The 9397-nt window shown below is 66.9% G+C and carries 10 protein-coding genes and 1 pseudogene; 4 read left to right on the top strand and 7 right to left on the bottom strand.

The annotated features are described in order from the left end of the window. Positions 1-243 precede the first annotated feature (243 nt). Positions 244-348, top strand: a pseudogene (locus AC16JP_RS00905) (IS5 family transposase); the annotation flags it as partial. A gap of 60 nt (positions 349-408) precedes the next feature. Beyond that, a complete protein-coding gene (locus AC16JP_RS00900) occupies positions 409-597 on the top strand; it encodes a zinc-finger domain-containing protein (RefSeq protein WP_484338718.1) in 189 nt (62 codons plus the stop codon). Positions 598-630: 33 nt separating this feature from the next. Here the strand turns inward: AC16JP_RS00900 and AC16JP_RS00895 are convergent, their stop codons facing one another. The 4 genes from AC16JP_RS00895 to rsmI form a co-directional block, all read right to left on the bottom strand. Then, positions 631-1248, bottom strand: coding sequence for a DedA family protein (locus tag AC16JP_RS00895; protein WP_484338717.1), 618 nt, complete (start codon positions 1246-1248; stop codon positions 631-633). Further along, positions 1241-2212, bottom strand: a complete 972-nt coding sequence (gene gshB, locus AC16JP_RS00890) for a glutathione synthase (protein WP_484338716.1) — start codon at positions 2210-2212, stop codon at positions 1241-1243. The genes AC16JP_RS00895 and gshB overlap by 8 nt, the downstream gene beginning before the upstream one ends. 63 nt (positions 2213-2275) lie before the next feature. Next, positions 2276-2629 carry a YraN family protein gene (locus AC16JP_RS00885; RefSeq protein WP_484338715.1) on the bottom strand — a complete coding sequence of 118 codons (354 nt, stop codon included), beginning with the start codon at positions 2627-2629 and terminating at the stop codon, positions 2276-2278. Then, complete coding sequence (gene rsmI / locus AC16JP_RS00880) at positions 2626-3501, bottom strand: 16S rRNA (cytidine(1402)-2'-O)-methyltransferase (RefSeq protein ID WP_484338714.1); 876 nt, start codon at positions 3499-3501, stop codon at positions 2626-2628. Before rsmI ends, AC16JP_RS00885 begins: the two co-directional genes overlap by 4 nt. Between rsmI and AC16JP_RS00875 the strand changes: the two genes are divergently transcribed. Then, positions 3500-4738 carry a penicillin-binding protein activator gene (locus tag AC16JP_RS00875; protein ID WP_484338713.1) on the top strand — a complete coding sequence of 413 codons (1239 nt, stop codon included), beginning with the start codon at positions 3500-3502 and terminating at the stop codon, positions 4736-4738. The two genes, rsmI and AC16JP_RS00875, sit on opposite strands and share 2 nt — an antisense overlap. Here AC16JP_RS00875 and AC16JP_RS00870 read toward each other — a convergent pair. Further along, positions 4735-5928 carry a patatin-like phospholipase family protein gene (locus AC16JP_RS00870; RefSeq protein ID WP_484338712.1) on the bottom strand — a complete coding sequence of 398 codons (1194 nt, stop codon included), beginning with the start codon at positions 5926-5928 and terminating at the stop codon, positions 4735-4737. The genes AC16JP_RS00875 and AC16JP_RS00870 overlap by 4 nt on opposite strands. Positions 5929-6041: 113 nt before the next feature. Here AC16JP_RS00870 and AC16JP_RS00865 point away from each other — a divergent pair, with 113 nt between their 5' ends. Then, positions 6042-7493 carry an amidohydrolase family protein gene (locus tag AC16JP_RS00865; RefSeq protein WP_484338711.1) on the top strand — a complete coding sequence of 484 codons (1452 nt, stop codon included), beginning with the start codon at positions 6042-6044 and terminating at the stop codon, positions 7491-7493. A 12-nt stretch (positions 7494-7505) separates the two neighbouring features. Here the strand turns inward: AC16JP_RS00865 and AC16JP_RS00860 are convergent, their stop codons facing one another. Next, positions 7506-7937: a protein tyrosine phosphatase family protein gene (locus tag AC16JP_RS00860; protein WP_484338710.1), complete on the bottom strand. Its 432-nt coding sequence runs from the start codon at positions 7935-7937 to the stop codon at positions 7506-7508. Positions 7938-7939: 2 nt separating this feature from the next. After that, on the bottom strand, positions 7940-9397 hold a 1458-nt coding region (gene thrS / locus AC16JP_RS00855), incomplete at its 5' end, for a threonine--tRNA ligase (protein ID WP_484338709.1).

The raw sequence follows: 9397 nt of genomic DNA, 5'->3' as shown, positions 1-9397 counted from the left end.
CCTGCCTCCGCTTCCCGCAGCACCCCGATAATCTGCTCTTCTGTAAATCGTGATCGCTTCATCGTCCGTCCTTCTCTCAGGGCCGGACTCTAATCAGTCTTGGATGGAAATCAGGGGGTCAGGTCAGTCCAGCTCCTGCTCGCGGTCTTTCTGGCGGGCCTTTTCCCGCTCCTGATCTTCCGCCCTGGCTTTGCCCAACACACCGGCAAGCCTGCCGCGTATATCCCGGCTGCCCTGCCCCGGCGCCGCATCGCCACCCGCTACGACAAGACCGTCCTCTCGTTCGAGAGCTTCCTAAACCTCGCCGCTGCACGCCTATGGCTGAAATATTTTGTCAACGCAGCCTAGCGCATCAGTGCCGCATCCACCCCCCTTCCAAGGCACGCTGCAAGCCGCTAGAGGGCTGGCATGACCAGCGCGCCGCCACAGCCCGAGACGAAGACCGTTCACAGCCGCCGCGTCGCCTGCGACGGCGATCAGGGCGCTTTGGGCCATCCGCGTATCTGGTTGCAGATCGACCAGCGCGGTCATGTCGACTGCCCCTATTGCGATCGCCGCTTCGTGCTGGACGGCGAGGCAGGCGGGGACCATCACTGAGCGCTTGCGCTGACGCATCACAGGGTGCTGGCGTCAGCCCTTCCAGCGCTTCCACATGATGACGCGATAGAGGTAGATGCCGAAGCAGCCGACGAGAACTGCCGTCGATAGCGGGCCGATGATCCTGTCGACCTCGGTGAAATGGCTGCCCAGCAGATAGCCGGCGACCGCCAGCCCCATCGTCCAGAAAAAGGTGCCGATCGAGGAATAGAACAGGAAGGTGCGGACGTTCATCCGCACGAGGCCTGCGGGCACCGACACCAGCGACCGGATGGTCGGGATGATCCGCCCGACGCCGACGATGCCGCCGCCGTATCGCTCGAACAGCCGGCGACCGCGCTCGATTTCCTCGGCGTCCATGGTCAGCACCCGGCCATAGCGGATCAGGAACCGTTCGAAACGGTCGAGGCCGAGCTTCCACGCGATCCAGAACCAGAAGATGTTGCCCGCCATGGCGCCGGCGACGCCCGCCAGAACCATGCCGAGGATCGAGCCGCCCTGCTGTGCGGCCTGGATGCCGGCAAGCGGCATGATGATTTCGGACGGGATCGGCGGGAACACCGTTTCGATGAACATCAGCAGCGCGACGGCAAGATAGCCGCCCGATTCGATGAACTGTCCGATCCAGTCTGCCGACAGGAAGTCAGGCATTGGCGCGTCGCTGCTCTACCTTGTCCCAGAAGATGGCGGGAATGTTGCTGTTGTTGAAACGGTCGATGGCGACGATCCCCGTTGGCGACGTGACATTGATTTCGGTGAGGCGCCCGGCGATCACGTCGATGCCGACGAATACCAGGCCGAGGCGTTGCAGTTCCGGCCCCAGCCGGGCGCAGATCCGGCGCTCGTCGTCGGTGAGTTCTGTTGCGTGCGCCGAGCCGCCGGCGGCCAGATTGGACCGGATTTCGCCCGCCTTCGGCAGCCGGTTGATGGCGCCGGCCGGTTCGCCGTCGATGAGGACGATGCGTTTGTCGCCCTTGGAGACGTCGGGGAGGAAGGCCTGCACCATGAACGGTTCGTGCCAGACCTTCGAGAACATCTCGACGAGGGCGGGCAGGTTGGAATCGCCTTCAGTGAGGTGGAAGACGGCGGCGCCGGCGTGGCCGTAGAGCGGCTTCAGCACCACTTCGCCGTGCTTTGCCTGAAACGCGCGCGCGGAATCGAGCGAGCGGGTGACGAGCGTTGGCGGCATCAGGTCGGCGAAGGACAGCACGAACAGCTTCTCCGGGGCGTTCCGCACGGCCGCCGGATCGTTCACCACCAGCACGCCCGCCTGTTGCGCGCGTTCGAGCAGGTGGGTGGCGGTGATGTAGGCCATGTCGAACGGCGGATCCTGCCGCATCAGCACGACGTCGATCGTGGTTGCGAGGTCGAGGCGGGCGGCTTCGTCGAGCCAGCGGAAGTGCGGGGCGCCCGATGTGGCGGGGCGCATGACTTCGACCGGACGGGCGTATGCCGTGACCCTGCCTTCCACCCAGTCGAGGCTGGCGGGCAGATAATGATAGAGCCGGTGGCCGCGCGCCTGCGCTTCGAGCATGAGCGCGAAACTGGAGTCGCCCGCGACGTTGATGGTTTCCAGGGGGTCCATCTGGACGGCGATGCGGAGAGAACGGGCCATGGCGGTGATGGATAGGGCGACCAATCCGCGGACTCAAGTGCGCGCACCAAAGACCAGCGCAGGTTAGCGGACGCCAGTGATGTGGCGGGGCCACGAGCGGGGAGCCAGCGCGATCAGATCGACCCGGCCGCTGGGGGCGGGGCGTCCGGGCCGGGCGGCTTCGGCGGCGAGCTGATGTGCCGCGCGCTGTAGCCTGTGCAATGCTTCGGGGCGGAGCGCGCAAAGGGCGGCGTCGATCGTCGGGCGGAGCTTCACTTCGACGACGGCGAGGACATTGCCACGGCGGGCGACGATATCGACTTCGATCATCGGCAGGCGGCGGCGGCGCGCGACGATGCGCCATCCTTTGGCCCGCAGCCACAGCGCGGCAAGGGCTTCGGCGCGGCGGCCGCGCCGTTCATGGAGGGCGCGGCTCATGCGTCTTTCAGTTCCAGCGCGCGGGCATAGACGCTGGCGCGCGGCAGGCCGAGCGCGGCCGAGACGCTGGCGGCGGCCTTGCCTGCCGGGAGCGTGACCAGAGCCGCCTTCAGTGCCTGATCCAGCGCGTCGGCGCTGGTGACTTCCGCTGCGGGTGGCGCGACCAGCAGCACGATTTCGCCGCGCGGTTCGGTGCTGGCGAAGCGGGCGGCGAGTTCGACGAGCGTTCCGTGCAGCAGTTCTTCGTGGGTTTTGGTGAGTTCGCGGGCGATTGCGGCCGGGCGTGGCCCGAGCGCCCTGCCAAGTGCTGCCAGCGTCGCGCCGAGGCGCGGCCCGGACTCGTGGAAGATGAGCGTGGCCGGCAGGCCGGCGAGGGCGGCGATCGCCTTGTCGCGCGCGGCGGCCTTGGCGGGAAGAAACCCGGCGAACAGGAAGCGGTCGCTGGGGAGGCCGGAAATCGACAATGCGGCGATCGCGGCGCATGGGCCGGGGGCGGTGGTGACGGCGATGCCGCGTGCGCGCGCGGCGCGGACCAGCCCGTGGCCGGGATCCGAGATGAGGGGGGTTCCGGCATCGGAAACGAGGGCGACCGATTCATGCGCCATGCGGTCGAGCAGGCGCTCTTCGACCGAGGCCGGGCTGTGGTCGTGGTAGGAGAGCATCGGCCGGTCGCTGCCGGCGGCGCGCAGCAGCTTTGCCGTGACCCTGGTGTCTTCGCAGGCGATCATATCGGCGCAGCGCAGGAACCGTGCGGCGCGCGGGCTGAGATCCTCGAGGTTGCCGATAGGCCCGGCAACGATATAGAGGCCGGGCGCAAGATGCTCGTGCCGGGGTGCGGGCGGATCGATTTCAGGTGACGGAGCCACGGACATGCAGGCATTTTGGGCGGATGACATGACGGGCGCAAGCGCCGAACGACGCGCGGGCCGGCGGATCGCGTCGGCGCTGGCGCTGGCGTCGGTTGTGGCGCTTGCCGCCTGCGCACCGCGCACCAAGGCGCCGGTTGCGCCGGTTGCGCCGCCGCCCGTCGAGAAGCCGGTGGAGGTTAAGCCCGGCGATGTGCATCGGATCGCCATTCTGGTGCCGCTGACCGGCGCCAATGCGCCCGTCGGGATCAGCCTTGCCAATGCCGCTTCGCTGGCGCTGGTCGACACCAACAGGCAGGGCATCCGCCTGTCGAGCTATGACACGGCAGCGCTGGGCGCAGCGGGCGCTGCCCGCCGCGCGATCGCCGATGGCGCGCAACTGATCCTTGGGCCGCTGCTGACGGGAGACGCCGAAGCAGTGAAGGCAGTGGCGGCGCCAAAAGGCGTCACCATGCTGAGCTTTTCCAACGATTCCGGCATTGCCGGCGGGCAGTTGTATGTGCTGGGCTTCCAGCCGGCGCAGTCGGTCAGCCGTGTGGTGGAGTTTGCCGCTGCCCAGGGCATGCGGAAATTCGCCGGGCTGGTGCCGGATGGCCTGTACGGGCAGCGCACGTCGGTTGCCTTTACCCGCGCAGTGGCGACTGCGGGCGGACAGGTGGTGGCGCTGACGAACTTTGCCCGCACGCCTTCGGCGCTGCCCGCAGCCGCGCGCAAGGTGACGGACTATGACGCGCGCCTGAAGGCGGCGAAGGCGGGGACGGCGCCCGGTCCGGCGTTCGAGGCGTTGCTGATCGCCGATTCCGGTGCGGTTGCCGCTGCCTTTTCCCCGCACCTTGCGAAGTTCGGTGTGCCCGTCGGCAGCTATCTGATGATGGGCACCGAATTGTGGAACACCGAGCCGGCGCTGGTGCGTTCGACAGCGCTGAAGGGCGCAGTGTTTGCCGCCGTGTCGGACAAGCGGTTTGCCGGCATGGCTCGGCGGTATCAGGCGCGCTTTGGCGGCATGCCGTCGCGCCTTGCGAGCCTGTCCTATGATTCGGTGCTGCTGGCGGCGTCGGTTGCGGACGGCGCATGGAAGCCGGGCCAGCTCTTCCCGCAGAAGGCGCTGGACGACCCGCAGGGCTTTGCCGGAGTGGACGGCATCTTCCGTTTCCGTGGCAATGTCGCGGAACGCGGCCTTGAAGTGCAGCAGGTGACGCCGCAGGGCTTTGCGACGGTCAGCCCGGCGCCGACGAACTTTTAGCGACTGGCCTTGCGGCGCAGGACAGGCTGGGCTTCGCCGACGTCGATGCAGTGCACGCCTTCGACCTCTGGCCGGAGGCGCCAGTCGCGGACGGCGAGCGCGCGGGAGGCATCGCGCCGTCCGGCGGCGCGATGGGCTTCCATCGTCGGCTGGCTGAATTCGTAGCCGCGCGCTTTCCCGCCATAGGCTTTGTCGCGGTAGATGATCTGCGCGATTTCGATATGCTGTTCGCAGGCGAATTGCCGCAGCAGTTGCAGTTCGTCGTCGCTGAGGATGCCGAGATCCGGGTGGCAGCTTGCCAGCACCCGGCGCACCACGCGGCGCGCCGGTGACAGCGCGGTTTCCTGGTTGGTGTGCAGGCGGGTGCGGCTGGAATAGCGGATGTCCTGCGCGCGTGTTTCCGCGTCGAGCATGGCAGGCGGATAGGCGCCTTCGGCGGGGAACAGGTCCACCTGAAAGATGTTCTTGTCGTGCTCGGTCCCCTCGTCGAGGACATGTTGCAGCGGAGCGTTGGAGGCGACGCCGCCATCCCAATACCAGTCCCCGTCGATTTCGACGGGAGGAAAGCCTGGCGGCAGCGCGCCCGAGGCGATCACATGGTCGGCGGTGATGCGGACGTGATCCGGCCCGCCTTTCGAATCGAAGAAATGCATCCGCCCGGTGGTGACGCTGACTGCGCCAACCGAAAGCCGCATGGGACCGTCGTTCAGCCAGTCCCAGTCGACCAGCTCGTCGAGGGTTTCCCGCAGTGGTGCGGTGTCGTAGTAGCTGATGGCGCCCATGCTGCCGCGCGGCTGGAGCTTGGGCGGGGGGAAGCGCGGCTTGAAGAAGCCCGGCACGCCCGTGGTGGCGATCCAGGCGGCCGCGCCTTCGGACCAGAGCTCGCGCAACGGACCCTCGGGGAGCGGGAAGGCGGGCTGAAGGCCGGAGGAGATTTTCTCCCAGAATTTCTGCAGTGCCGGTATCCGGTTGCCGGGACGGTTGCCGGCGATGATCGCGGCGTTGATCGCGCCGATCGAGATGCCGCAGACCCAGTCTGGTGCGACCTCCATCGAGGCCAGTTCCTCGCAGACGCCGAGATGATAGGCCCCGAGTGCGCCGCCGCCTTGCAGCACTAGGACGGTCAGGTGCGGTGGCCGCTGGGCTGCCGGAGTGTCGGAATAGTTGTGGAGTTTCGATTTGCTGGTCATCGCGGTACCTGCGAACGCTGCGCGCCGGTTGGCGCGTGGTGATGGAACCGCCTAGATGGGCTGCAATGCCCGCATGATCAACAGGTTCCTGTTGGCAGGGCTGTGAGGTGAACATGAAAAGACTGCTTCTGGCCATACTGCTGACGCCGGTACTGCTGCATGCGGCCGGCGCACACGCGCGGGAGGTGGCCGACCTGTTGGTCCGCCATGTGAATGTGGTGGATGTGGAGCGTGGGCGGACGATCGCGGATCAGGCGGTTGCAACGCGCGGGGACCGGATCGTGGCGGTTGGCGGCGACGCCGGCATGGCCGCTGCGTGGGAAGCGCGCCGGGAAGTGGATGGCAAGGGGCGTTACCTGATCCCGGGCCTGTGGGATATGCATGTGCATTTTGGCGGCGGCCCCGAGCTGATCGACGAGAACAAGGCGCTGCTGCCGCTGTATCTGGCCTATGGGATCACCTCGGTCAGGGATGCGTCGGGCGATCTGCCCTATGATGTGCTGCGCTGGCGGGATGAAATCCGCAGCGGCCGGCTGCCGGGACCGACGCTTTATAGTTCGGGGCCGAAGATCGAGGGGCTGAAGCCGATCTGGAAGGGGACGCTGGAAGTCGGCGACAGGGCCGAAGTCGATGCGGCGGTCGCCAGATTGCTGGCGCTGAAGGTGGACTTTGTGAAGATCACTGACAGCACGCTGAAGCCGGAGCTGTTCCTGTATGCACTGTCGAAGGTGCGCGCGTCGGGCCTGAGAGCATCAGGGCATATTCCGATGGCGCTGACGGTTGCGCAGGCAGTGGATGCGGGCATCAGTTCGATCGAGCATCTGAGCTATGCCTACAAGGCCGGGGTGAAGGACGAAGCGAAGATTGCGCAGGATTTCGCGGCTGGGCGGATTGACCGGGCGGGCGCGACGGCGGCCCTTGCGACCGGGTTCGACGAGGCGACGGCCATGCAATCCTATCGGAACATGCGCGACCACAATGTGTTCGTGACACCGACGCTGAACATCGAGCGCACGCTGGCGTTTCTTGATTCCGACGATCATTCGAACGATCCGTTGCTTGCCTATATCGGCCCCGGCCTGCGCAAGACCTATCAGTGGCGCGTGGATCGTGCGGCGAAGGCGACGCCGGAGCAGATCGAGGCGCGCCACCGGCAATATGCGGAAACCGCTGCGGTGATCCCGCTGCTGCGCAAGGCGGGCGTTGGCATCATGGCCGGAACTGACGCCGGGTTTTTGAACTCGTTCGATTATCCGGGCCTTGGACTGCATCAGGAACTGGCGCTGTATGTGGCGAACGGCATGACGCCCGCCGAGGCGCTGGCGACCGCGACGCGGGCTGGCCCGCTGTGGTTCGGCTTGCAGGATCGCTATGGCGCGGTCGAAGCCGGGCGGCAGGCCGATCTGGTGCTGCTGCGCCGGAACCCGCTGGAGGATATTGCGGCGACGCAGGCGATCGACGCAGTTGTGCTGCGAGGCGAGGTGCTGGAGCGTGCCGATCTGGACCGGATGCTGGCGGCTGCGCGGGCGCAGGTTGCTGCGTGGGATGCGAAGGCCGGGAAATAGAGGGGTTTCGGGTCAGCCCGCCCCGGAGAGTTGGTGCAGGGTGGGGGCGAGGCCGCCGAGATCATAGCCGGCGGCGGCCGTTGCGCCGAGGATGTCGGCGGGCGCTGCGCCGCGGCTGGCGCTGGCGAGCGCCCAGAGCGTTGCCGAGCGGGTGCCTGACCGGCAGAAGGCGAGAATCGGCCTTGGCGATACCATCAGCGCGGAAAGTGCCGCGACATGGTCGGCGGTGTAGCCCGACCGGTCGATCGGGATTGCGAGATAGCCGAGGCCCGCCGCGAGCGCCGCTTCCTCGATTGCGGCGCCTTCCGGCTGGCCTGGCTCCTCGGCGTCGGGGCGGTTGTTGACGATGAAGCCATAGCCTGCCGCACGGATCGCGTTCATGTCGGCGGCGGTGATCTGCGGGGCGACCGCGAAGGTGGGAGCAAGTTGCCGGATGGCGGGCATCTTCAGGCCTTTGCGTCTGGTGGCAGCGACTGCTGGCGGAGCGCGGCCAGAACCTCGTCGAACGGTGCGAACTGCTGCTGTTCCTCGCCGAGGCGGCGGACGGCGACGGTTCCCTGTTCGGCTTCGCGGCGGCCGACGACCAGCAGCACCGGCACCTTGGCCAGACTGTGTTCGCGGACCTTGTAGTTGATCTTCTCGTTGCGGAGGTCGGCTTCGGCGCGCAGGCCGGCGGCGGTGAGCCGCTCGACGAGCGACATTGCGTAGTCGTCGGCGTCGGAGACGATGGTGGCGACCACCACCTGCACCGGGGCGAGCCACAGCGGGAAGCGGCCGGCGTGGTGTTCGATGAGGATACCGATGAAGCGTTCGAACGTGCCCAGAACCGCGCGATGCAGCATCACCGGACGGTGGCGCTCGCCGTCTTCGCCGACGTAGCTGGCGTCGAGCCGTTCGGGGAGGACGCGGTCGGACTGGATGGTGCCGACCTGCCAGGTGCGGCCGATGGCGTCGGTCAGGTGGAATTCGAGCTTGGGCGCATAGAATGCGCCTTCGCCGGGAAGTTCCTCGAAGCCCTGTTTGATTGCGTCAGGCAGCTTCGAGACCTGCACCGCGCGGCGGAGTTCGTCTTCGGATTTGTCCCACATCTCGTCGGAGCCGAAACGATTGTCTGGGCGGAGCGCGAGTTTGACTGCGTAGTTGTCGAAGCCGAGGTCGACGTACACCGAGTGCAGCAGGTCGATGAAGCTTGCCACTTCGCCGATCAACTGGTCTTCGCGGCAGAAGATGTGGGCGTCGTCCTGCGTGAACTGGCGCACCCGCATGATGCCGTGCAGTGCGCCGTGCGGTTCGTTGCGGTGGCAGCAGCCGAATTCGGCCATGCGCAGCGGCAGGTCGCGGTAACTGCGGATGCCCTGCCGGAAGATGAGGACGTGCGCAGGGCAGTTCATCGGCTTCAACGCCATCCAGTCGGCATCGTTCGAGATGATCGGGCCGCCGTCGTCGGTGTTGGGAACCTCGTCGGGGATGACGAACATGTTTTCGCGATACTTGCCCCAGTGGCCGGACTGTTCCCATTGGCGGGCGTCCATCACCTGCGGGGTTTTCACCTCGACGTAGCCGGCGGCGTCGAGGCGGCGTCGCATATAGGCTTCGAGCGTGCGCCAGATCAGGTAGCCCTTGGGATGCCAGAACACGCTGCCATGGGCTTCGGACTGGAGGTGGAACAGGTCCATCTCGGCGCCGAGCTTGCGGTGGTCGCGCTTTGCGGCTTCTTCGAGCATGAGCAGGTGGGCTTCGAGCTGCTTTTTCGAGAGCCAGCCGGTGCCGTAGATGCGCGAGAGTTGCGGGTTGCGCTGGTCGCCGCGCCAGTAGGCGCCGGACACCCGCGTGAGCTTGAAGGCCGCCGGATCGAGCCTGCCGGTGCTGGGGAGGTGCGGGCCGCGGCACATGTCCATCCAGTC

This window comes from Sandaracinobacteroides sp. (genome assembly GCF_057137845.1).
The sequence above is the reverse complement of the archived record's forward strand: the minus strand, read 5'-3'. Positions and strand labels throughout refer to the sequence as shown.

Bases quoted from the DNA above. Each gene is read 5' to 3' on its own strand.
- AC16JP_RS00900 (WP_484338718.1), top strand. From the start codon at position 409: ATGACCAGCGCGCCGCCACAGCCCGAGACGAAGACCGTTCACAGCCGC.
- AC16JP_RS00870 (WP_484338712.1), bottom strand. From the start codon at position 5,928: ATGACCAGCAAATCGAAACTCCACAACTATTCCGACACTCCGGCAGCC.
- AC16JP_RS00865 (WP_484338711.1), top strand. From the start codon at position 6,042: ATGAAAAGACTGCTTCTGGCCATACTGCTGACGCCGGTACTGCTGCAT.
- rsmI (WP_484338714.1), bottom strand. From the start codon at position 3,501: ATGTCCGTGGCTCCGTCACCTGAAATCGATCCGCCCGCACCCCGGCAC.
- gshB (WP_484338716.1), bottom strand. From the start codon at position 2,212: ATGGCCCGTTCTCTCCGCATCGCCGTCCAGATGGACCCCCTGGAAACC.
- AC16JP_RS00860 (WP_484338710.1), bottom strand. From the start codon at position 7,937: ATGCCCGCCATCCGGCAACTTGCTCCCACCTTCGCGGTCGCCCCGCAG.
- AC16JP_RS00885 (WP_484338715.1), bottom strand. From the start codon at position 2,629: ATGAGCCGCGCCCTCCATGAACGGCGCGGCCGCCGCGCCGAAGCCCTT.
- AC16JP_RS00875 (WP_484338713.1), top strand. From the start codon at position 3,500: ATGCAGGCATTTTGGGCGGATGACATGACGGGCGCAAGCGCCGAACGA.
- AC16JP_RS00895 (WP_484338717.1), bottom strand. From the start codon at position 1,248: ATGCCTGACTTCCTGTCGGCAGACTGGATCGGACAGTTCATCGAATCG.